Origin of the sequence: Roseovarius bejariae (genome assembly GCF_009669325.1) — a bacterium.
Lineage (GTDB): Bacteria > Pseudomonadota > Alphaproteobacteria > Rhodobacterales > Rhodobacteraceae > Roseovarius > Roseovarius bejariae.
This window is the reverse complement of record NZ_SZWE01000001.1, coordinates 2,290,934-2,310,726: the sequence shown is the minus strand read 5'-3', so window position 1 is coordinate 2,310,726 and position 19,793 is coordinate 2,290,934. Positions and strand designations below refer to the sequence as shown.

22 protein-coding genes are annotated in these 19,793 nt (G+C 61.5%); 5 read left to right on the top strand and 17 right to left on the bottom strand.

The window, feature by feature from the left end:
* Nucleotides 1-25 precede the first annotated feature (25 nt).
* Nucleotides 26-1,714 (top strand): acyl-CoA dehydrogenase family protein, encoded by a 1,689-nt coding sequence (locus FDP25_RS11085; protein ID WP_154151690.1) that lies wholly within the window; start codon nucleotides 26-28, stop codon nucleotides 1,712-1,714.
* Between the two features lie 70 nt (nucleotides 1,715-1,784).
* Here the strand turns inward: FDP25_RS11085 and FDP25_RS11080 are convergent, their stop codons facing one another.
* The 4 genes from FDP25_RS11080 to FDP25_RS11065 all read right to left on the bottom strand — a co-directional run bounded on the left by FDP25_RS11080 (nucleotide 1,785) and on the right by FDP25_RS11065 (nucleotide 5,224).
* The gene (locus FDP25_RS11080; protein WP_154151689.1) at nucleotides 1,785-2,225 is read right to left on the bottom strand and encodes a hypothetical protein; all 441 of its coding nucleotides are present in this window, start codon (nucleotides 2,223-2,225) and stop codon (nucleotides 1,785-1,787) included.
* A gap of 42 nt (nucleotides 2,226-2,267) precedes the next feature.
* Nucleotides 2,268-3,230 carry an SLAC1 anion channel family protein gene (locus tag FDP25_RS11075; RefSeq protein ID WP_154151687.1) on the bottom strand — a complete coding sequence of 321 codons (963 nt, stop codon included), beginning with the start codon at nucleotides 3,228-3,230 and terminating at the stop codon, nucleotides 2,268-2,270.
* Nucleotides 3,231-3,339: 109 nt separating this feature from the next.
* The gene (locus tag FDP25_RS11070) at nucleotides 3,340-4,041 is read right to left on the bottom strand and encodes a fumarylacetoacetate hydrolase family protein (RefSeq protein ID WP_154151685.1); all 702 of its coding nucleotides are present in this window, start codon (nucleotides 4,039-4,041) and stop codon (nucleotides 3,340-3,342) included.
* Nucleotides 4,042-4,081: 40 nt separating this feature from the next.
* Nucleotides 4,082-5,224, bottom strand: a complete 1,143-nt coding sequence (locus tag FDP25_RS11065) for an alpha-D-ribose 1-methylphosphonate 5-triphosphate diphosphatase (RefSeq protein ID WP_154151683.1) — start codon at nucleotides 5,222-5,224, stop codon at nucleotides 4,082-4,084.
* A 50-nt stretch (nucleotides 5,225-5,274) separates the two neighbouring features.
* On the opposite strand from FDP25_RS11065, the gene FDP25_RS11060 reads away from it, so the two are divergent.
* Nucleotides 5,275-5,961, top strand: coding sequence for a DUF1045 domain-containing protein (locus FDP25_RS11060; protein ID WP_154151681.1), 687 nt, complete (start codon nucleotides 5,275-5,277; stop codon nucleotides 5,959-5,961).
* Here FDP25_RS11060 and phnN read toward each other — a convergent pair.
* From phnN to phnG, 7 genes are read right to left on the bottom strand one after another with little or no spacing between them, the layout of a single operon-like run.
* Nucleotides 5,931-6,494 (bottom strand): phosphonate metabolism protein/1,5-bisphosphokinase (PRPP-forming) PhnN, encoded by a 564-nt coding sequence (phnN, locus tag FDP25_RS11055; RefSeq protein ID WP_154151679.1) that lies wholly within the window; start codon nucleotides 6,492-6,494, stop codon nucleotides 5,931-5,933. The two genes, FDP25_RS11060 and phnN, sit on opposite strands and share 31 nt — an antisense overlap.
* Complete coding sequence (phnL, locus tag FDP25_RS11050) at nucleotides 6,491-7,171, bottom strand: phosphonate C-P lyase system protein PhnL (protein WP_154151677.1); 681 nt, start codon at nucleotides 7,169-7,171, stop codon at nucleotides 6,491-6,493. Before phnL ends, phnN begins: the two co-directional genes overlap by 4 nt.
* 13 nt (nucleotides 7,172-7,184) lie before the next feature.
* Nucleotides 7,185-7,955 (bottom strand): phosphonate C-P lyase system protein PhnK, encoded by a 771-nt coding sequence (gene phnK / locus FDP25_RS11045; protein ID WP_154151675.1) that lies wholly within the window; start codon nucleotides 7,953-7,955, stop codon nucleotides 7,185-7,187.
* A complete protein-coding gene (locus FDP25_RS11040) occupies nucleotides 7,952-8,833 on the bottom strand; it encodes an alpha-D-ribose 1-methylphosphonate 5-phosphate C-P-lyase PhnJ (RefSeq protein ID WP_154151673.1) in 882 nt (293 codons plus the stop codon). The genes phnK and FDP25_RS11040 overlap by 4 nt, the downstream gene beginning before the upstream one ends.
* A complete protein-coding gene (locus tag FDP25_RS11035; protein ID WP_154151671.1) occupies nucleotides 8,830-9,918 on the bottom strand; it encodes a carbon-phosphorus lyase complex subunit in 1,089 nt (362 codons plus the stop codon). The genes FDP25_RS11040 and FDP25_RS11035 overlap by 4 nt, the downstream gene beginning before the upstream one ends.
* Complete coding sequence (phnH, locus tag FDP25_RS11030) at nucleotides 9,918-10,487, bottom strand: phosphonate C-P lyase system protein PhnH (RefSeq protein ID WP_154151669.1); 570 nt, start codon at nucleotides 10,485-10,487, stop codon at nucleotides 9,918-9,920. Before phnH ends, FDP25_RS11035 begins: the two co-directional genes overlap by 1 nt.
* Complete coding sequence (gene phnG / locus FDP25_RS11025) at nucleotides 10,487-10,930, bottom strand: phosphonate C-P lyase system protein PhnG (RefSeq protein WP_154151667.1); 444 nt, start codon at nucleotides 10,928-10,930, stop codon at nucleotides 10,487-10,489. Before phnG ends, phnH begins: the two co-directional genes overlap by 1 nt.
* Nucleotides 10,931-11,032: 102 nt before the next feature.
* Between phnG and phnF the strand changes: the two genes are divergently transcribed.
* On the top strand, nucleotides 11,033-11,755 hold the full coding sequence (gene phnF, locus FDP25_RS11020; protein WP_154151665.1) for a phosphonate metabolism transcriptional regulator PhnF: 723 nt from the start codon (nucleotides 11,033-11,035) through the stop codon (nucleotides 11,753-11,755).
* A 411-nt stretch (nucleotides 11,756-12,166) separates the two neighbouring features.
* Here the strand turns inward: phnF and FDP25_RS11015 are convergent, their stop codons facing one another.
* The 4 genes from FDP25_RS11015 to petA all read right to left on the bottom strand — a co-directional run bounded on the left by FDP25_RS11015 (nucleotide 12,167) and on the right by petA (nucleotide 15,622).
* Nucleotides 12,167-12,784, bottom strand: a complete 618-nt coding sequence (locus FDP25_RS11015) for an LbetaH domain-containing protein (protein ID WP_154151663.1) — start codon at nucleotides 12,782-12,784, stop codon at nucleotides 12,167-12,169.
* A 119-nt stretch (nucleotides 12,785-12,903) separates the two neighbouring features.
* Nucleotides 12,904-13,692, bottom strand: coding sequence for a cytochrome c1 (locus tag FDP25_RS11010; protein WP_154151661.1), 789 nt, complete (start codon nucleotides 13,690-13,692; stop codon nucleotides 12,904-12,906).
* A 16-nt stretch (nucleotides 13,693-13,708) separates the two neighbouring features.
* Nucleotides 13,709-15,031, bottom strand: a complete 1,323-nt coding sequence (gene petB / locus FDP25_RS11005) for a cytochrome b (RefSeq protein WP_154151659.1) — start codon at nucleotides 15,029-15,031, stop codon at nucleotides 13,709-13,711.
* A 12-nt stretch (nucleotides 15,032-15,043) separates the two neighbouring features.
* Complete coding sequence (gene petA, locus FDP25_RS11000; RefSeq protein WP_343032026.1) at nucleotides 15,044-15,622, bottom strand: ubiquinol-cytochrome c reductase iron-sulfur subunit; 579 nt, start codon at nucleotides 15,620-15,622, stop codon at nucleotides 15,044-15,046.
* A 256-nt stretch (nucleotides 15,623-15,878) separates the two neighbouring features.
* Here petA and FDP25_RS10995 point away from each other — a divergent pair, with 256 nt between their 5' ends.
* Nucleotides 15,879-16,568, top strand: a complete 690-nt coding sequence (locus tag FDP25_RS10995) for an outer membrane protein (RefSeq protein WP_154151657.1) — start codon at nucleotides 15,879-15,881, stop codon at nucleotides 16,566-16,568.
* Here FDP25_RS10995 and FDP25_RS10990 read toward each other — a convergent pair whose 3' ends face one another.
* A complete protein-coding gene (locus FDP25_RS10990) occupies nucleotides 16,569-17,228 on the bottom strand; it encodes a sugar transferase (protein WP_154151654.1) in 660 nt (219 codons plus the stop codon). It abuts the gene before it with no gap.
* 236 nt (nucleotides 17,229-17,464) lie between these two features.
* Here FDP25_RS10990 and FDP25_RS10985 point away from each other — a divergent pair, with 236 nt between their 5' ends.
* Nucleotides 17,465-18,313, top strand: coding sequence for an NAD-dependent epimerase/dehydratase family protein (locus tag FDP25_RS10985; RefSeq protein ID WP_172982787.1), 849 nt, complete (start codon nucleotides 17,465-17,467; stop codon nucleotides 18,311-18,313).
* An 8-nt stretch (nucleotides 18,314-18,321) separates the two neighbouring features.
* On the opposite strand, the gene glmM is transcribed toward FDP25_RS10985, so the two are convergent.
* Nucleotides 18,322-19,665 (bottom strand): phosphoglucosamine mutase, encoded by a 1,344-nt coding sequence (gene glmM / locus FDP25_RS10980; protein ID WP_154151650.1) that lies wholly within the window; start codon nucleotides 19,663-19,665, stop codon nucleotides 18,322-18,324.
* Nucleotides 19,666-19,793 lie beyond the last annotated feature (128 nt).

Sequence of the window (19,793 nt, the reverse complement as noted above, 5' to 3'; positions counted from 1 at the left end):
GGCAACTCGGAAAAGGATATGATTCATGGCACATGACGGACAGGACATCGCAATGGCAGAGTCGATCATTCTGGACAATTTGTTGGAGCTGACAGGCAAGGCGGTTGCGCCTGCGGAGTCGGTCCTCGATCAGGCCCGCGAAACACTTCGAGAGAAGGTGGTCGTCGATGGCCGCGTCTCGGGTAGCCTTGTAGAAGCCAACCAGAACGCCGCCCATGGGCTGGCATGGCTGGCCACCTACGTTGAGTCGCTGCGCCAGATGCACAATTGGGCCACGCGCCTGAACGATGAGGGCAAGTTCGGCGAGGTCGAGCAACTGATTCACCAGATCGCCTTTGGCGAATACCTGCAACAGATCGCCGGCGGCATCCCGATGAACCAGGGCGAGATCGTACGCGTTCAGGATCTCGGCCTTGGCTGGGACGCACTGGATGGGTTTCAAGCGCCCGAGGTTCAGACCCTGATTGCCCATGGCAACACACAGGCCGCGCGCACCCGCCTTGTCGACCTCATGCAGGAACGCAGCGCCGAGGTAACCGTCGGCAAGACCGGCCTCGACGACGAACTGGAAATGATCCGCGAACAGTTCCGCCGCTTCGCCGTCGAAAAGGTCGAACCACACGCCCATGAATGGCACCTCAAGGATGAGCTTATCCCAATGGAAATCATCGAGGAACTGGCCGAAATGGGGGTCTTCGGCCTGACCATCCCTGAGGAATACGGTGGGTTTGGCCTGTCGAAAGCGTCGATGTGCGTTGTCTCGGAGGAACTCAGCCGTGGCTATATCGGTGTCGGCAGTCTTGGCACCCGTTCGGAAATCGCAGCCGAACTGATTATCGCGGGCGGCACGGATGAGCAAAAGCAAAAATGGCTGCCACGTCTGGCAAGCGCCGAAACCCTGCCGACGGCCGTGTTTACCGAGCCCAACACCGGCTCGGACCTTGGCAGCCTGCGCACCCGCGCGGTACAGGATGAAAACGGCGACTGGAAGGTCACCGGCAACAAGACATGGATCACTCACGCGGCGCGAACCCATGTGATGACCCTGCTGGCGCGCACCAAGCCCGACACCACCGATCACCGGGGCCTGTCAATGTTCTTGGCCGAAAAGACCCCGGGCACCGATGAAAACCCCTTCCCCACCGATGGCATGACCGGCGGCGAGATCGAGGTTCTGGGCTATCGCGGGATGAAGGAATACGAACTGGGCTTCGACAACTTCCATGTGAAGGGTGAAAACCTTCTGGGTGGCGAAGAGGGCAAGGGCTTCAAACAGCTCATGGAAACCTTCGAATCCGCCCGCATCCAGACGGCGGCCCGCGCCATTGGCGTCGCACAATCGGCCCTCGATATCGGCATGCAGTATGCACAAGACCGCAAGCAATTCGGCAAATCCCTGATCGAATTCCCGCGCGTCAGTGGCAAGCTGGCGATGATGGCGGTCGAGATCATGATCGCCCGGCAGCTGACCTATTTCAGTGCATGGGAAAAGGACAACGGCCAGCGGTGCGACCTTGAGGCCGGGATGGCGAAATTGCTTGGCGCGCGTGTGGCTTGGGCCGCGGCGGACAACGGGCTGCAAATCCATGGCGGCAATGGCTTTGCCACCGAATACGCCATCAGCCGCGTCTTGTGCGATGCCCGTATCCTCAACATCTTCGAAGGGGCCGCCGAGATTCAGGCGCATGTGATCGCGCGCCGCCTTCTTGGCTGATCACAATACCTTTCAACCGACAAAGGGCCGCCCATTCAGGCGGCCCTTTTTCTTTTGAATCCGCACCGCCTCAGAAGCTGAGAACCGTTGTGTCATCCGCAATCAGGGCCGCGGCCATGGCGGGCGGCTTGGCCGCCGTTACACCATCCAAGAGGGCCGACGCATCAACACCCTTGTTCGGAAGGTAGATCGCGCAGACCTCGACCTTGGTATCGGTCTTCTCCATGATCATCTGCATCAGGCCCTGCGGGCTCATGCCCTTGGGCTTTTGCGGGGCTGTCGCGCTTTCGGGTGCCTCTTTCAATGCCATGTCGGCGGCAGGGCCACACAGCAGGATCTGTGCCTTCGCCCCTTGCTGTAACGATTGCATGGTCAGTACCATAGACATCAACTGTGTCTGGGCATCTGGCGAGGTCACGACCGTCACAAGATTCCTGCTATCCTCGGCTTGCACCGGTGCCGCGAAGGCAGCACTTGCCGCAAGTGTCAGTGCAGTTAGTGTTTTACGCATTGATAGTCCTCTTTCTTGACTGGAGTGAGAAACGGGTTCGGGTCACTCAGGTTGGAAAACCACGCCTGAGGCCACAGCACGGAACGTGCGCAATAGGAGCGCAACAAGGGTTACCGACAGGATCACCAACAAGGCCAATCCGATCAGGCGATGCACATCAGATCCGACCGCCGCGGCATAATGAAAGCTTGCAATCGTGACGGCGGCCACCGGAAAGCTGAGGGCCCAGAACGACATGGCGAATGGCAGGCGCAGGATACGCGGTATTTGTATCGCCACGATCAGACCGAACAAATACGCACTGTTGAGCAGGATACGGGCAAAGTGATCGACCCCACCTGTCAGGGTAACCCATGCCAGAAATCCCACAGCGGGCGGAGCGATCAGGATCACAAGTGTTGGCTGCAAGCGCTCGGGAAGGGGATCATGGAAAACCAGCCGGTTGATGACCAAGGTCAACAGAACAACCCAAAAGACCAACCCAACGGATAGGAAATACCAACTCAGCTCGATATACCCCAACGGCACACCTGCAATCGGAACGATGACATTCCCAACAGCCGGGATAAACCAAGCGGGCGACAGGTGCCCATGCAGGAACGCTCGCGCCCCGATCCAGCCCGACACGACGGCCAGCGTCAATACCCCCTGCCCCAAGGCCCCGGCAAGCCACATCACATGCGCAACCGGACGTGACACCGGCAGGGTTGCTATCGCCAGAAGAAGCAAACCAATCGAAATCGCGGGGAAAAAGGCCAATTTGACAGGATGCGTCCATTCGCCCTGCACGGCCTTTGGAAACTGAAAGGCTTTCAGGACATAGCCGGCAGAAATTACTACGAAAAGCGCCAGTGTCAGAAAGTAAACCACACCCGAGGCAATGTGGCTCACCCCCAGGCTTTGCTCCCCCGCGCGCAAGGCAAGCGTCAGCCCCGCCATGCCCATCACGATGGTAAACAAGGTCACCGGATAATACTCTAATGACGAATGCGCGCCATCATTCATGGACTGTCTCCCAAAAGATACATTCCATATTCAGCATATGACTGCGCAGAACTCGTTGATCCAGATCAACCAAGCACGAAAAACCCGCATACTGCGAAAATGACGCGTCTTATTCTGCCTCGCCGAAGGAAACCGTCACGGGATGTAGCCCGTCTATATGCCCGGTCAGTGCACTTCCCGGCGCGATTGGCCCGACCCCCGCAGGCGTGCCGGTATAGATCAGATCCCCAGGCAAAAGGTGGTAAAACCGCGACAGATGCGCGATCAACTCAGGCACCGACCATACCATATCAGATAGCCGCGCCTCCTGTACGGTCCGGCCATTGTGGGTCAGGGAAATATGTTGTGCGCCCGGTTGGCCAAAGGTTTCGGCCTTGGTCATCGGCGCAATCAGTGCGGCATTCTCGAAATCCTTGCCAAGGTCCCATGGCCTGCGCTTTTCCTTCGCCGCCGCCTGCAAATCCCGGCGGGTCAGGTCGATTCCGCAGGCATAGCCATAGACCGCCCCCAATGCGGCATCTTCCGATACGCGGAACGCCTCGGTCCCAATGGCCACAACGAATTCCATCTCGTAATGGCAATCTTCTGTGCCGAGGGGATAGGGAATTGTCATCCCCGACAGGCAAAGCGCATGGGCGGATTTCGTGAAATAAAACGGCGCCTCGCGATCAACCTGATTGCCCATTTCGGCGGCGTGTGCCGCATAGTTACGCCCGACACAGAATATCCGGCGCACAGGGAATTCCTGTGCCTCCCCCTCTATGGGAATGGCGGGCGGCATCGGGGCGTCAAACAGCAAATCATGTGTCATGCCCATGGTTATGCGGGCAGGCGCGCCCGCTGTCAAAACCTCACGCCACCCGTGACCCTCTGGACCAAACCGAACGCAGTGCCGGCGCCCCGCCGCGCATGGCAAAGCGGATCAGATCGGCCCGTTTCCCGATGGCTATCTCACCGCGATCCTCAAGGCCCACGGCCCGCGCGGGATTGGCCGTGACCGTCGCCAATCCTTTCGCCCAATCCCCCCACTGCTCTGACAGCCGCGCGGCGGCCAGCAACAAGGCCGCGGGAACGTAATCCGACGACATGATATCCAGATACCCCGCCTCGGCCAGGTCATGCGCCGCGACATTGCCCGAATGCGATCCGCCCCGGATCAGGTTCGGCGCCCCCATGATCACCGGAATATTGTGTGCATGGCAGGCTTTCGCAGCCTCAAGCGTTGTGGGAAATTCCGCCATCGAAATTCCATGAGCGGCCGAAACCGCGACCTGCGCTTCGGTCGTGTCGTCATGGCTGGCCAATACCGCGCCATACCGCTTGGCCGCGGCAACCGCCTCGGCCTCGTGATGATCCCCGTAATGCGCGCGCAACTCCTTGAGTTGGGCCACGTGCTCGACAAACTCGGCATCCGACATCGACAGCTTGCCCTTCACGTAGGCCTCCAGTTTCGAAATGTCCCGAAACTGCCGCTGGCCGGGCGTGTGGTCCATCAGGCTGACGATACCGACGCGATCTTCGGGGCCGAATTCCTGCATCTCCTCCACAAGGGTTTCCGAGCAGACCTCGGCCCGCAAGTGCAGAAAGTGACTGATCTTCAGTGCATCCTCGTCCCGCAGGGCCAAAAGCTCGCTGGACAGGTCCCGCGCGTACTTCAGGTAACGCCCTTTCCCCGACGGGATTGACCCCACGCGCATCGCGTCAAAGACCGTCGTGATCCCCGTACTGGCCAGTTCCGCATCATGTGCAAGGATCGCCGCGTTATGCGGCCAATCGACCTTGGGGCGGGGTTGAATATGCCGTTCAAGGTTATCGGTGTGCAACTCGATCAGGCCCGGCGCCACGATGTCTCCATCGCAATCGACCGCACCGGGCGGCACACTGCCCCCGGTGGCAATATCCTTGATCACCCCCCCTTGCAGGACGATGGATCCGGTCCGTGTTTCCCCCGGCAGAACAAGGGTGGCATTGGCGAGGATGGTTTCTTGTGTCATGGGAAGGTCACACTGTGCTGGCATTCGGAGATGCGGTTTCGGAGGCATCCATGGATTTCAAAAGATACGCGATTTATTACACGCCCGCGCCGGGCCCCTTGGCCGATTTCGGCACGGCATGGCTTGGCTGGGATCCGGTTCAAGGCCTCAAGGTGCAGCACCCGACAATCTCGGGCTTGCCCCGGCCGATCGACGAGATCACGGAAACACCGCGCAAGTATGGCCTGCACGCGACCATCAAACCGCCCTTCCGGCCACTGGCAGGGACGGATGAAAGCACGCTTTGCACCGCTCTTGAGACGTTTTGCGCGGGTCACCCGACCATCCGCCACGACAGCCTGAACGTGGCGCAGCTTGGCCGGTTCCTCGCCCTGCGCCCAGAGGGGGACGAAAGCCTGCTCAACGATATGGCCGCGCAGGCCGTTCGCGCCTTTGATCGCTTCCGCGCCCCGCTTACCGAAGGAGAAATTGCCAAACGCCGCGCCAGTGGCCTTACCCCGGCGCAGGATGCTTTGCTTCAAACCTGGGGCTACCCTTACGTGATGGAGGAGTTCCGCTTTCACATCACCCTGACCGGAAAACTGCCCAAGGCCGAGGGCAAGGCGCTTGTCACACAGCTTGAAGAGATCATGACGCCACTTTTGCCCCGACCCTTTCTGATCGACGGCCTGGCCCTGATGGGCGAGGATGAGACCGGCAAGTTCCATCAGATCACCCGGCAATCGTTTTCGGGGTAAAGCGCGGCACGCGCCGCCTGTACCGTGTCTTCAAGGCATCCCTCGTTACGGATTTCAATCACGCGATTCAGGCCCTCGGGGATGGCAAAGTTCCGACGTTCCAGCCGTCCGGCAATCTCTGATCGGCTCTCGCGTCCCCGCTGCAAAAGCCGTTCGCGCAGAACTTCCTCCGATGCCGTCAGCACAAGTGTCAGAAAGCCGGGAAATCGATCTTGCGCTTCCAGCAAAACAGACCGTGAGAGGTTCACCAAAAGGTCTTTACCCCCTGCCAATTGCCTGCCGACCTTCCCGGGCACACCATAATGCAGGCCATGCGCCTGCCAATGCAGGGCAAACTCCCCCCTTGCACGCCGCGTATCGAACTCGGCCCGGCTCACCACGTCGCAATCTTCGCCAACAGCGCCGCCAGACCGCGTAATGACGCGCCGGACAAGCCCCAGTTCAGGGCAGGCGTCGGACAGGGCTCGCATGACGGTATCCTTGCCCACACCCGAGGGGCCAACCACCCCGATAAGTCGCCCGCGTTGGATCATGCCGCCTCCGGCGTGAAAGCGGTCACGTCGATTTCATGGTCGCACACCCGGTCGCGTGCCGCCTCGTCATGGAAAATCCCGACGATGGCCGCCCCGCGCGCCTTGGCCTCTTCAACCAGCGACAGCACGGTTTCGCGATTGCGGGCATCAAGGCTTGCTGTCGGCTCGTCCAATAAAAGCGCAGGATAGGCATGGGCAAAGCCCCGGGCGATATTAACGCGCTGTTGCTCGCCCCCTGAAAAGGTCGTCGGGCTAAGCCCCCACAGACGCTCGGGGATATTGAGCCGGGTCAGAAGATCGCCCGCCCGGGCAAGCGCCACCTCGCGCTCCTCACCCACCATCAAAAGCGGCTCGGCCACCACCTCAAGCGTCGGAACACGCGGCACCACGCGCAAGAACTGGCTGACATAGCCCAAGGTTTGCCGACGCAACGCCAGAATATCGCGCGGGGCCGCCTGCGCCACGTCGATACCGCCCACCATGATGCGCCCCGACGCGGCAAGGTAATTACCGTAGATCATCCGCATCAGGGTAGATTTCCCCGCCCCCGAAGCACCAATCAGGGCCACGCATTCCCCCGGCTGGACACTCAGGTTTGCCCCCGCCATCACCGGGATCACGGCGCTGCCCTGATTGTGAAGGGTAAAGGTCTTGCTGACGCTCTCGATCTCGATCATCTCATTTTCCCCATCACACCTGCAACACACTGGAAACCAGAAGCTGCGTGTACCCATGCTGCGGATCATCCAGCACCTGATCGGTCAGGCCGGTTTCCACCACGTGGCCATCCTTCATCACCATCAGCCTATCGGCCAGAAGGCGCACCACGGCGAGGTCATGGGTCACGATGATGGCCGAAAGCCCCATTTCGCGCACCAGCCCCCGCAGAAGGTCCAGCAGACGCGCCTGCACGCTGACATCCAGACCCCCCGTCGGCTCGTCCATGAACACCAGACGCGGCCCCGTCACCAGATTTCGGGCAATCTGCAACCGCTGCTGCATCCCCCCGGAAAACGCCGTGGGCTTGTCATCGACCCGATCCTCGGAAATCTCGACGCGGCCTAGCCAATCAAGGGCCTGGTCCCGAATATCGCCGTAGTGCCGCGCACCGACCGCCATCAGGCGCTCGCCCACGTTGCCCCCCGCGCTTACCCCCATGCGCAGGCCTTCCCGCGCGTGTTGATGCACAAAGGCCCAGTCGGTCCGCGCCAACATGCGGCGCTCGGGCTCGGACATTCTCAGCGTATCGCGCAGCCCCTCGGCCCGCGTGTCGAACAAAACCTCGCCGGTATCAGGAGCTAACTGACCGGCGAGGCAGCCGAGAAGAGTGGATTTCCCCGAGCCACTCTCCCCGACAATCCCCATGACCTCTCCCGGAAAAAGGTCAAAACTGACATCACGGCAGCCAAGTCGGGTGCCGTAGAATTTCGAAATATCGCTGACCTGTAAAAGCGGTTTCATGCCTGTGCCCCTTCTTCCATGGAGGCCATTTGCGCGCCCACATGGCCTGCCTCGCGCCGTGCGCGGCAATAATCGGTATCCGAGCAAACAAACATGCGCCCCCCCGCGTCGTCGGTGATGACCTCGTCCAGATAGCTTTCCTCGGAGCCGCACAGATCACAGGGATGATCGGCCTTGCTTGGATCAAAAGGATGATCTTCGAAATCAAGGCTGACCACCTGCGTATACGGCGGCAGGGCGTAAATCCTCTGCTCCCGTCCCGCGCCGAACAACTGGATCGCCGGGCAATCGGCCATCTTGGGATTGTCGAATTTCGGGATGGGCGACGGGTCCATCACATAACGTCCTTCCACCTTCACCGGATAGGCATAAGAAGTGGCAATCGCACCATGCTGGCTGATGTCCTCATACAACTTCACATGCATCAGCCCGTATTCCTCAAGGCTGTGCATCTTGCGCGTCTCGGTCTCGCGCGGTTCCAGAAATCGCAGGGGCTCGGGGATCGGCACCTGATAGACAAGCACCTGATCTTCGCTCAGAGGCGTTTCCGGGATGCGGTGCCGGGTCTGAATCACGCTGGCTTTTCCGGTTTCCTCGGTGGTTTCGACCCCCGCCGTCTTCTCAAAGAATTTACGGATCGACACCGCATTGGTGGTGTCGTCCGCTCCCTGGTCGATCACCTTGAAGGTATCTTCGGGCGTCAGGGTCGCGGCGCTCACCTGCACCCCGCCCGTGCCCCAGCCATAAGGCATCGGCATCTCGCGGCTGGCAAATGGCACCTGGTAGCCGGGAATGGCCAGCCCCTTGAGGATCGCGCGGCGGATCATTCGCTTGGTCTGTTCGTCCAGATAGGCAAAGTTGTAGGCGTGCTCGGTCATTCCGCGGCCTCCGGCATGGATGTGTCTTCTGCCGCACGCCGCAGCTTGCGCACCAGTTCCAACTCGGACTGGAAATCGACGTAATGCGGCAGCTTGATATGCTCCAGGAACCCCGTCGCCTGAATGTTGTCGGCATGCATCAGAACGAATTCCTCGTCCTGTGCGGGGGCGCCCTGATCTTCCTCGCCCAGCTCCTTCCAACGGAGCGCGCGATCGACGAGCGCCATGGAAATCGCCTTGCGCTCGGTTTGCCCGAAGACAAGGCCATACCCACGGGTGAACTGCGCCGGTTCGGTTTTCGAGCCGGTGAACTGATTGACGGTCTCGCACTCGGTCAGGGTGATCTCGCCAATCTCGACGGCAAAGCCCAGTTCCGGCACCTCCATCTCGACAGCAACAGCCCCGATCCGCAATTCCCCCACGAAGGCATGGTTGCGGGCATATCCGCGCTGCGTGGAATAGGCCATGGACAGGATGAACCCTTCATCCCCCCGGCTCAGGGATTGCAGGCGCAGGGCCCGGTCCGCCGGAAGCTCCATCGGCTCGCGCGTCAGGTCAGGCGGGGTATCGTCGCAATCGGGCTCCGCCTGGATCAGCCCCTCGCGGTTCAGGAACCCGGTAATATGCGGTGTCGGCCCCGCTGCCGGTTCAGCCTCGGGCGCTTGCGGCACCTCGCCTTCGGCGGCCAGTTTGAAATCCAGCAAACGGTGCGTGTAATCAAACGTCGGGCCCAGGACCTGACCACCCGGCGCATCCTTGAAGGTGGCCGAAATCCGACGGTCACAGGCCATCTCGGCGGTCTCCACAGGCTCCGACGCGCCCAATCGGGGCAGCGTGGTGCGATAGGCCCGGATCAGGAAAATCGCCTCGATCAGGTCGCCGCGCGCCTGCTTGATCGCCAAGGCTGCAAGGTCGGGATCGTAAAGCGACCCTTCGGCCATCACCCGGTTGACCGCCAGCGAAAGCTGTTCACGTATTTGTGCCACCGACAGGTCCGCTACCGAAGTATCGCCCCGCCGCTCTTCGGCCAGCCACGCATGGGCGTTGTCGATGGCGCGTTCACCACCTTTGACTGCAACATACATCAGAACCCCTCCACTTTTGTCGACCGCGGCAGCGCGGCGACTTGGCAATCCGAGGTGAAAAAGAAATCCAGCCCCAAGGGGAAAAGCGCCGCGTTACGCTGGAACGGGGCGAGGTCGGGCAAGGAAAGCTGCGCAACCGCTTTGATACCCGGGCCGGACAGCCTTGCCCCTTCAGGGCGCAAACCTTCGGTTTCGACAATCAAGGTTGCCGACCGGTCGGGGTACTCCGGCGTGCCGATCGCAAACCGCTCCAAGGGTTGAAGCGAGGACCACTCTCCCACGGCGAACATGGCGTTTTCTGCTGAAACAATCGGTGCGCCAGTGTGGAAGGTGATCCAGTCGCGAATGGCAGGGGTATCATGTGTATCCCCAAGAAAAACAGGTGTCTCCGGGTCACATAACGTCAGGATCAGGGTCCCCGCTGCGGGGGACATCGGCGCAGGCGGTTGCGCCGAATCCATAGGCTCGATCCGTCCCGGACGGGCCATTGCATTCATCGCCGCGCGAAAGGCCTGAGCGGCCTGAACCGGGGCATCGGTAAACCCACCTTGCAAGGCATCGGTCTGCATCAGTCTTCCCCCCGAACCATGGTAAAGAAATCCACCTTCGTGGCCGCGGCGCGGGCGGCACGGGCCGCGCGGGCCTGTTCATGTTTGTCACTCAACGGCTCAAGCACGCTGTCGCGCAAACGGTCGGCGAGGTCGGTTTGCATCAGCGCATCAATCACCGCCGCCTGTGTGGCATGGGTCTTGTCCCGGCCCTGCACATAGGCGTGCCCGACCTCACCGCCCTGCACCTGAACCGAGCAGCGTGTCACGGTCATTTCACCCAGGTTGAAGGGCGCGCCCGTAGCCCCGGCGCGGCCACGAACCATAACGCCGCCGACCTCGGGGGCGCGCAGGTAGGTGAAGGCGGTCTCCAGCGACAGGTCGCCCCATAGCGCCGCAAGATCTTGTGGGTCGGCCTTGGCAAGAAGGCTCATCCAGTGTTTTCGCGCGTTTACTTCGATCATCTAGACACCTTGCGGATTTGTCTAATATCCTATACAACTAGACAAATCATTATCCGATTCCCCGTTTTCCGGCAATCCCCACTGGCGTGAAGTTTTCATGACATGACCAAGACAACCCCGATCTGGAAATCCATACACAGCAGCCTGAGCACGGATATCGCCGAAGGCCATTACCAACCCGGTGACAAGCTTCCGACCGAGGCTGCCTTGTCCAAGCGCTTTGGAGTCAACCGGCACACGGTCCGGCGGGCCTTGGGGCAGTTGGCCGAGGATGGAATTGTGCACGCCAGACGGGGGGCCGGGGTGTTCGTGGCGATGGTGCCGGCGGAGTATCCGATTGGGCGCAGGGTGCGGTTTCACCGGAATCTACAGGCCGCGGGGCGGATGCCGGCCAAGGAAATCCTGTCGCTTGAAACCCGCGCCTGCGATGCGCGGGAGGCCGAGGCGCTATCCCTCGACCAAGGCGATCAGGTTCATGTCTATGACGGGTTGTCGCTGGCCGATGCACAGCCAATTGCCCTGTTTCGAAGCGTCTTTCCGGCGGAAAGATTCCCCGGCCTTCCGCAAATCCTGCAACAAAAAAGATCGGTGACCGCCGCCCTCAAGCACTTGGGAATAAAGGATTATACCCGATCCTCGACACAACTCACGGCAAAGCTGGCCAGCCCGACGCAGGCCCTGCACCTGCGCATCCCGGAAGCTGCGCCGATCTTGCGGACGGTGGGCATCAACGTGGACGAGGACGGGCGACCGATCGAGTATGGACGCACGTGGTTTGCCGGGGACCGGGTCACCCTGACGCTGAACGAGGCGGACATGTCATGATCCTGTTGCAGAGTCGGAGTAGCACAAAGGCCATTCCTTATCCCCATCATTTTTGAGCACCTAATCCGGGGGTGGCCTCAAGGTCGCCCCCTTTTGGGTTTCGTACGAGTCGTACGCTCCATGCCCGAGTTTCGTACGAAAAACCGCGGGCCACGTCAGACTTTCGTACGAGTCGTACGAAACTGTACAACTTCTACGCCTTGTACGGCACTTCTGTACAGAAATCGGGGGGCGACAAAGGGCGTCTGTACAAGCTGTACAGACCTCCCCCGGAAAGAAGTGCAGCGGTCGGTGGCCTAAGACGATATTAAGAGACCCGCGCAAGAGTGCCCCCAGCGACAAGCGTGAGATGGATTGCAAGATGGCTTTATGCGACGAAGGCTTTAACCCGATGCGTCACGACCCCAAGCATCACCCGCCGTGTTTCTCAAGGAACGCCTCGGCGGGGAGGCTGCGGAAATCATCCAGGGCAGAGCGCAAGCGGTCATGGCTCCAGTCCCACCAGCCAAGCGCGACAAGGCGCTCGGCGATGGCCGGCGGCAGGCGATCACGAACAGGTTTGGCGGGAAGGCCCGCAACGATGGTGTAAGGCGCCACATCGCGCGTTACCACGGCACCAGAGGCCACGACGGCCCCATGGCCTATGGTGACCTCGGGCTTGATTTGCGCGTTGTGGCCAATCCATGTGTCATGGCCGATATGGGCCAGACGACTGCGACGGTGGTCGAACCAATCCGCATCGTCTTGGGCATCCTCCCAATAGCTGGCCGAGCGGTACATGAAGTGGTGCAGACTGGCACGGTCCAGCGGATGGTCGGTGGCGCCGATGCGGGTGAAGCTGGCGATATTGGCGAAATTGCCGATCCGGGCGTTGGCGATGTCGCAATAGCGGTCGCAATAGGAATAGTCCCCCACAACCGAATGCGCCACGCGGCTGCCGCGCCCGATTTCGGTAAAGGCCCCGAAGGTCGTCTCGGTGATGTCGCAATCGGGGTGAACGGTGGGCGTATCGGCGGAAAGCTTGGTCATTGGCGGTGGTCCTTTTCCTGCCGCCCTAACCCGTCAGTGTGACAGTTTCATAATGCACCACGAAAAACCCCCGCAGGCGGGCCTGCGGGGGTTGATCCGTTTTGACGGTCGAGCCGCGCTTAGCTGGTGCGCTTACCCTTGATCGGGGCCCAGATCCGCTTGTTCGTGAGATAGAGCAGCACGGTCAGCACGGTGAGGAAGATCACCCCGGTCAGACCGGCCTGCTTGCGCGCCATCATCTTGGGTTCGGCGGCCCACATCAGGAAGGCGGCGACATCTTCGGCCTCGTGGTGCATGCTGTTGGAGTGGCCATCGGCATACTCGACATCTTCACCGTAAAGCGGCGGGGCCATCGCGATCCAGCCCCCCGGAAAGGCGGTGTTCTCATAGAGGGTCACGCCCGCCTGGGTTTTGGTTTCGCCGGTGTAGCTGGTGAGAATCGACACGATGTATTCCGGGCCGCCCATACCTTTGAACAACTGGTTCAGACCGGTGCCAACAGGCCCGTGGAACCCGGCCCGCGCCTTGGCCATCAGGCTAAGGTCGGGGGCGTTTTCAAGGTTCGAACCGGGGAAGTGATCGGTCGGCTTGGCGGCACGAAAGTCGTCCAACTCCGGGTCGAACACTTCGAACTGGGCCGCGTAGGCGCGCATCTGATCCTCGGGCAGGCTCGGGCCGCCGTCGTCCGCCAGCGTGCGCAGGGGCACATATTGCATCCCGTGGCAGGCCGAGCAGACCTCGGTATAGACCTGAAGGCCGCGTTGCAGCTGGTTCTGGTCGAAGGTGCCGAAGGGCCCTTCGAAGGAGAAGTCCACATCTTCGATGTGACCTTCGCCACCTGCCGCCACGGCAACACCTGTCGAAAGGGTCAGGGCGGCAACTGCGGAAATCGCGAGTTTCTTGAACATTATCCCGTTTCCTTTCTTATTCAGCCGGCGTGCCGGATTTCGGATAGTGCGAAACGAAGTCGTCTTCGATCGTTTCGGGCTGTGATTGCGGTTTCTCGATCACGCCAAGCAGGGGCAGGATGATCAGGAAGTAAGCAAACCAGTAGGCCGCACCGATCAGCGAGATGATCGAATAGGGCGGCTCGGCGGGCATGGCCCCGGCCCACATCAGCACCACGAAATCGACGCAGAGCAGGGCAAACCACCATTTGAACATCGGACGATACCGACCCGAGCGGACCGACGAGGTGTCGAGCCAAGGCGCCAGGGCCATCACGATGATCGCGCCGAACATCGCCAGCACACCGAAGAACTTGGCGTCGACGATACCGCCGGTGATCCAGCTTGCGAACATCACCACCCAGACATCCGAGGTGAAGGCCCGCAGGATCGCGTAGAATGGCAGGAAGTACCATTCGGGCACGATGTGGGCAGGCGTCGAAAGCGGGTTGGCCTCGATGTAGTTGTCGGGGTGGCCCAGGTAGTTGGGCATGAAGCCGACAACGGCAAAGAAGATCACCATGATCAGGGCCAGTGCGAAGAGGTCCTTGATCACGAAGTAGGGCCAGAACGGCACGGTGTCTTTCTCGGCCTCGGCCTTGGAACCGCGGCGCACTTCGACACCAGTGGGGTTGTTGTTGCCCGTGGTGTGGAACGCCCAGATGTGAACGGCCACAAGAGCGGCGATCACGAAGGGCAGCAGGTAGTGCAGCGAGAAGAAGCGGTTCAGCGTGGCATTATCCACCGCCGGTCCGCCCAGAAGCCATGTCTGGATCGATTCACCGATGAAGGGAATGGCGCCGAAGAGGCCGGTGATCACCGTTGCCCCCCAGAACGACATCTGACCCCAGGGCAGAACATAGCCCATGAAGGCGGTGCCCATCATGCACAGATAGATCAACATGCCGATGATCCACGTGATCTCGCGCGGGGCCTTGTAGGACCCGTAGTAGAGACCGCGGAAGATGTGCAGGTAAACGGCAAGGAAGAACAGCGATGCCCCGTTCATGTGCAGGTAGCGGATCATGTGGCCGCCGTTCACGTTGCGCATGATGTGTTCGATGCTGGCGAAGGCCAGGTCGACATGCGGCGTGTAGTGCATCACGAGGATGATGCCGGTGATGATCTGCAAGGCAAGGCAGAACGTGAGGACGATCCCCCAGATCCACATCCAGTTCAGGTTCTTGGGTGTGGGGATCATGATGGTGTCATACAGCAGGCCGACGATGGGCAGGCGCGAATGAAGCCATTTCTCGCCGCCCGTCTTGGGCTCGTAGTGATCGTGCGGAATTCCGGACATGTGCGCGTTTCCTTATCCCAGTTGGATCGTCGTTTCGTCGACGAATTCGGCCACCGGCACCGGCAGGTTTTCCGGCGCGGGCCCTTTGCGGATGCGCCCGGCGCTGTCGTAGTGCGAGCCGTGGCAGGGGCAGAACCAGCCGCCGACGCCTTCGGGGCCGACATAATCGCCCGCGTCGTTCAGCGGGACACAGCCAAGGTGCGTGCAAACGCCCATCTGCACCAACCACTCGCCGCTTTCGTCCAGCGCGCGGTTTTCGTCGGTGGCGGGCACTTCGCCTGCGATGTTGTTGTTCCGCGCGATCTTGTCGGGCAGGTCATCCAGCGACACGGCGCGGGCCTGTTCGATCTCGGGGGGGGTGCGGCGGCGGATGAAAACCGGCTTGCCCAGCCATTTCACCGTTACTTGGCTGCCTTCCGAGAGGCCCGACACGTCAACCCGGATCGAGCTGAGCGCCTGAACATCGGCGGAGGGGTTCATCTGATTGACCAGAGGCCAAACGGCGGCCCCTGCGGTTACGGCACCTGCACCGGCGGTGGCGTAGTAGAGGAAATCCCTACGGGTGCCTTCGTGATCTTCTGCGTGGGACACGAGGTTTTCTCCATTCTCAAAGCCGGGACCGGCCACATACGGATTCGCGGGCCTTTCGATTGGAAAAGCCTACTGGCGCGCTGTTTAGCGGGGCTTTGAGGGGCAGTCCAGTGCGCAATGTCGCCGATTTCAAGGTGGTGCTGATGTGTCGCGCTTGTGACACCGTATGCGCGTGCCCATGTGTCGCGCTTGTCGGGCCCCTTCGGCGGGTGTAAGGAAATCCTCGAAAAACCGTTAAACTGGAAGGGTCACGCCCATGAAACGCCTTACCAAAACCGCGATTGCAGCCGCCACAGCGAGCCTTGTCGCCGCGCCCGTCGCCGCCGAGATGGAGCTGAGCCTCTACATGGGTGTGCAAAGCGTGCAGGACAGCACGATTTCGGGCAGCCTGCCCGGTGGCGCCCCGGTCAACCGGTCGGTCAACTGGGAAGGGAAACCGCTGGAGAATCCCTTTTATTACGGGGCCCGCGGGACTTGGTGGACGGCCAACAACCTCGGGTTCGGCCTGGAACTGACCCACGCCAAAGCCTATGCCGATGCCGCCTCCATGGCGGCGATCGGTGTCAGCAAGCTTGAGATGTCGGACGGTCACAACATCATCACCGCCAACGTGATGAAACGCTGGCCCGGCGCCTTTGCCAAGACGCCCAAGTTCACCCCCTACGTGGGGGCGGGCCTTGGTATTGCCATGCCGCACGTCGATGTTCAGCCCCTGGCGGCTGGCTCGGTGCGCACCTTCGGGTATGAAACCACCGGCCTTGCCGCACGCGGGATCGCGGGCCTGAAATACGAGTTGAACCAGGATTGGGCCCTGTTCGGCGAATATCAGGTCACATGGTCGGATAACGACCTGACCATCGACGCCCCGGCCGGCACCGCCCCGGGCAAACTGAGCACCGACATCGTGACCCACGCGGTCAACTTCGGCGTCAGCTACAGCTTCTGATCAAGGTGATTGCGGCCTTCCCCGGCGACGGGGAAGGCGCCCCTTGCGGCCCACCAGCCCAAGGAACCGCCCCGCCGTCAGGGCGACCAGATAAGCATCCAGACAAAGCCCCTGATTCTTCTGATAGAGAAGGTCGATGCGCGCCTTGCGGGGCACGCAGCGCCGAACGTAAACGCGTTCGGTTTGCTCGGGCGTCGTGCAACCGCGCAAAAGCGCCTCCTCATGCGAAGCAAAGACCAGCGTCGCCAGCCCCGTCACACCGGGGCGTGAGCGCAGAACCTCACCATAAACGTCGGGAAACTGCTGCACATAACGGGGCAGCGGCGGGCGCGGGCCGACAAAACTGATGTCGCCGCGCAGGATGTTCCACATCTGCGGCAGTTCATCCATCCGCGTCCGGCGCAGCCGGTGGCCCATGGGCGTGATCCGGTCACGTTTGTCGCCCCCCGATACCCCCTTGTCGTTGTGGTCGGGCGTCATGGTTCGCAGTTTCCACAGGGTAAAACGCGTTGTGGGGTCATGCATCCGCTCGGCCCCGAAAAAAATCGGACGCTCCCCCCGGATCAGCATGAGGATCACGAGGATCGCAAGCAGCGGGACAAGCACCACCGACAACAGGATCAACAAACCAAGATCGAAACCACGCTTTGACAGCGTCATATGGGGCGCCTCTTACCACACTGAAGGCCCCTGCACATGAGCCCCTGTCTTTGAGGCCGACCGGCGCGGCCATCCCGATTGCGGGGATGGCAGGGACTGGATCGACCTTGTGAAGGGTGCAGCTATCCGCTTTGCCGCCGCGCTGTCAACTCTATGCCTTAGCGTGTAACCTGATAGACCACAGTCAACGCATGGTATAAGCCGTGCCAATGCAAAACCCGCAACCGGAGCCCCCTGTGACCGCCCACACTGACGCCACTGGCCCCCTGATTCTGGGCGCGACCGGCAAGGTCGGCCGGGCCTTGGCAAAGGTCTGGCCCGATGGGGCAGGTCTCTGGCAACACCGCCCCGGCACGGCCCGCCCTGTCATCGCGGGGTATCCCGGCCAAGCGTTGGAGTGGGATATTCTGGGGTCTGCCCCACCGCCCTTGCCGCGGGGAATTTCGGGGATGGTCGTTCTGGCGGGGGTGACGGACGGCGATGACACAGCCCTTGAACGCAACACCGACCTGGCACTGGCGGCGGTGGAGGCGGCGAAAACCGCTGGCATCGAACGTGTCTTGGTGGCCTCGACCCAAGCGGTCTATGGCACCGACAGCGCGCGCGTGAATGAGGCCACGCCATGCAAGCCGACGGCCCCCTATGGCAGGGCCAAACGCGCCATGGAAATCGCGCTGTCCGGGCTGCCCGGTGTGACCTGCCTGCGCCTTGGCAATGTCGCGGGCTGCGACAGCCTGTTTCGCGCGGCGCAAAACGGGCCGGTGACGTTGGACCGCTTTCCCGATGGCCACGGCCCGCGCCGAAGCTATATCGGCCCTGAAACGCTGGCCCATGTGTTGACCCGCCTGCTCGACCCGGCGCTGACACTGCCGCCTATCCTGAACGTGGCAAGCCCGGGATTGGTGGGTATGGATGCGATCCTGCACGCGGCACAGGTGCCGTTTGAGACGCGGGCGGCCCCGGCCCATGCCCTGAAGACCCTCGAAATGGATGTATCCAAGCTGCTTGGACTTGTGCCCCTGCCACAGGTTTCGGCGCAATCCTTGGTGGGTGAGGTCCGCCGCGCGGGGTGGCGCGCGCCGTAACCAGGCGGTCAACAGGCCGCGCGCACCTCGCTGACGACTTTCTCCAGCACATCTTCGAGAAGGCCCATGTCCTCGGCCTCGCCCATGACCCGGATCAGCGGCTCGGTCCCGGATTTGCGGATCAAGAGACGCCCGGCCCGGCCGAGGCGCGATTCGGCCTGCGTTATGGCCTCCTGCACGGCGTCCTGTTCCAACGGGGCCTTGCCCAGCGCATAGCGCAGGTTGACCAGCTTTTGGGGCAACGGATCGAACACGCGGGTCAGGGTGCTGGCCTTGTCGCCGGTTTCCACCATGGCCGACAGGAATTGCAGCGCCCCGATCAGCCCATCGCCGGTGGTGGCATAATCGGTCATCACGATATGGCCGGATTGTTCGCCCCCAAGGTTGAACCCGCCTTCGCGCATCCGCTCAACGACATAGCGGTCACCAACCTTGGTGCGTTCAAGCGCGATACCACGGGTTTCGAGATAGCGTTCCAGCCCGAGGTTCGACATCACCGTCGCCACAAGGGCATTGCCCGAAAGCCGCCCTTCCTCGGCCCAGCGCGTGGCAATCAGGCCCATGATCTGATCACCATCGGCGATCTGGCCTGTCTCATCGATCAGGATCACCCGGTCGGCATCGCCATCAAGGCAAATCCCCAGGTCGGCGCGGGTCTCGCGCACCCGTTGGGCCGCCACCTGCGGATGGGTGGAGCCGCATTTTTCGTTGATGTTGAAGCCGTCGGGCGACACGCCGATGGGGATCACCTCGGCGCCCAGTTCCCAAAGCACCTTGGGCGCGGCGTTATAGGCCGCGCCATTGGCGCAATCCAGAACGATGCGCAGCCCGTCAAGGCGCAGGCGTCGGGGGAAGGTTGTCTTGGCATATTCCACGTAGCGCCCGCGCGCATCCTCAAGCCGCCGGGCGCGCCCGATGGCCTCGGGATTGGCAAGCGAAACCCCCGCGCGGTAAAGCTCCATGATTTCAGCCTCGGCCTCGTCCGAGAGCTTGAACCCATCGGGACCGAAAAACTTGATCCCGTTGTCAGTGGCCGGGTTATGACTGGCCGAGATCATCACGCCCACGTCGGCGCGCATCGAATGCGTCAGGTAGCCGATGGCCGGTGTCGGCACCGGCCCCAGAAGAAACACGTTCATCCCCGTCGAGGTGAACCCCGCCGTCAGCGCGTTTTCGATCATGTAGCCCGAAAGCCGCGTGTCCTTGCCGATCACCACGCGGTGTTCCTGTTGGTCGCGCCGGAAATACCGGCCCGCCGCCGCGGCGAGTTTCATCGCCACCTCCGCGGTCATCGGCCATGAATTGGCCTCGCCCCGCACCCCGTCGGTTCCAAACAGCGTCTCATCGCTCATCGCGGCATCCTCTCGTACAAACTGGGGCTTTCATTACAGCATGGCCACCAGCGCAACAACACGTGGCTTTGTCCAAAGGCAAAACGGCCCGGGCGACGTGCGCACCGGGCCGTTTTTCGCCGATGTGG

Excerpts from the sequence above, each read along its gene's own strand:
- phnK (WP_154151675.1), bottom strand. The coding sequence starts at position 7,955 with ATGAAACCGCTTTTACAGGTCAGCGATATTTCGAAATTCTACGGCACC.
- FDP25_RS11085 (WP_154151690.1), top strand. The coding sequence starts at position 26 with ATGGCACATGACGGACAGGACATCGCAATGGCAGAGTCGATCATTCTG.
- FDP25_RS11065 (WP_154151683.1), bottom strand. The coding sequence starts at position 5,224 with ATGACACAAGAAACCATCCTCGCCAATGCCACCCTTGTTCTGCCGGGG.
- FDP25_RS11010 (WP_154151661.1), bottom strand. The coding sequence starts at position 13,692 with ATGTTCAAGAAACTCGCGATTTCCGCAGTTGCCGCCCTGACCCTTTCG.
- FDP25_RS10990 (WP_154151654.1), bottom strand. The coding sequence starts at position 17,228 with ATGACGCTGTCAAAGCGTGGTTTCGATCTTGGTTTGTTGATCCTGTTG.
- phnL (WP_154151677.1), bottom strand. The coding sequence starts at position 7,171 with ATGATCGAGATCGAGAGCGTCAGCAAGACCTTTACCCTTCACAATCAG.
- FDP25_RS11060 (WP_154151681.1), top strand. The coding sequence starts at position 5,275 with ATGGATTTCAAAAGATACGCGATTTATTACACGCCCGCGCCGGGCCCC.
- glmM (WP_154151650.1), bottom strand. The coding sequence starts at position 19,665 with ATGAGCGATGAGACGCTGTTTGGAACCGACGGGGTGCGGGGCGAGGCC.
- FDP25_RS11075 (WP_154151687.1), bottom strand. The coding sequence starts at position 3,230 with ATGAATGATGGCGCGCATTCGTCATTAGAGTATTATCCGGTGACCTTG.
- FDP25_RS10995 (WP_154151657.1), top strand. The coding sequence starts at position 15,879 with ATGAAACGCCTTACCAAAACCGCGATTGCAGCCGCCACAGCGAGCCTT.
- FDP25_RS11070 (WP_154151685.1), bottom strand. The coding sequence starts at position 4,041 with ATGACACATGATTTGCTGTTTGACGCCCCGATGCCGCCCGCCATTCCC.
- phnH (WP_154151669.1), bottom strand. The coding sequence starts at position 10,487 with ATGCAGACCGATGCCTTGCAAGGTGGGTTTACCGATGCCCCGGTTCAG.
- phnF (WP_154151665.1), top strand. The coding sequence starts at position 11,033 with ATGACCAAGACAACCCCGATCTGGAAATCCATACACAGCAGCCTGAGC.
- FDP25_RS11080 (WP_154151689.1), bottom strand. The coding sequence starts at position 2,225 with ATGCGTAAAACACTAACTGCACTGACACTTGCGGCAAGTGCTGCCTTC.
- phnN (WP_154151679.1), bottom strand. The coding sequence starts at position 6,494 with ATGATCCAACGCGGGCGACTTATCGGGGTGGTTGGCCCCTCGGGTGTG.
- FDP25_RS11040 (WP_154151673.1), bottom strand. The coding sequence starts at position 8,833 with ATGACCGAGCACGCCTACAACTTTGCCTATCTGGACGAACAGACCAAG.
- phnG (WP_154151667.1), bottom strand. The coding sequence starts at position 10,930 with ATGATCGAAGTAAACGCGCGAAAACACTGGATGAGCCTTCTTGCCAAG.
- FDP25_RS11015 (WP_154151663.1), bottom strand. The coding sequence starts at position 12,784 with ATGACCAAGCTTTCCGCCGATACGCCCACCGTTCACCCCGATTGCGAC.
- FDP25_RS11035 (WP_154151671.1), bottom strand. The coding sequence starts at position 9,918 with ATGTATGTTGCAGTCAAAGGTGGTGAACGCGCCATCGACAACGCCCAT.
- petB (WP_154151659.1), bottom strand. The coding sequence starts at position 15,031 with ATGTCCGGAATTCCGCACGATCACTACGAGCCCAAGACGGGCGGCGAG.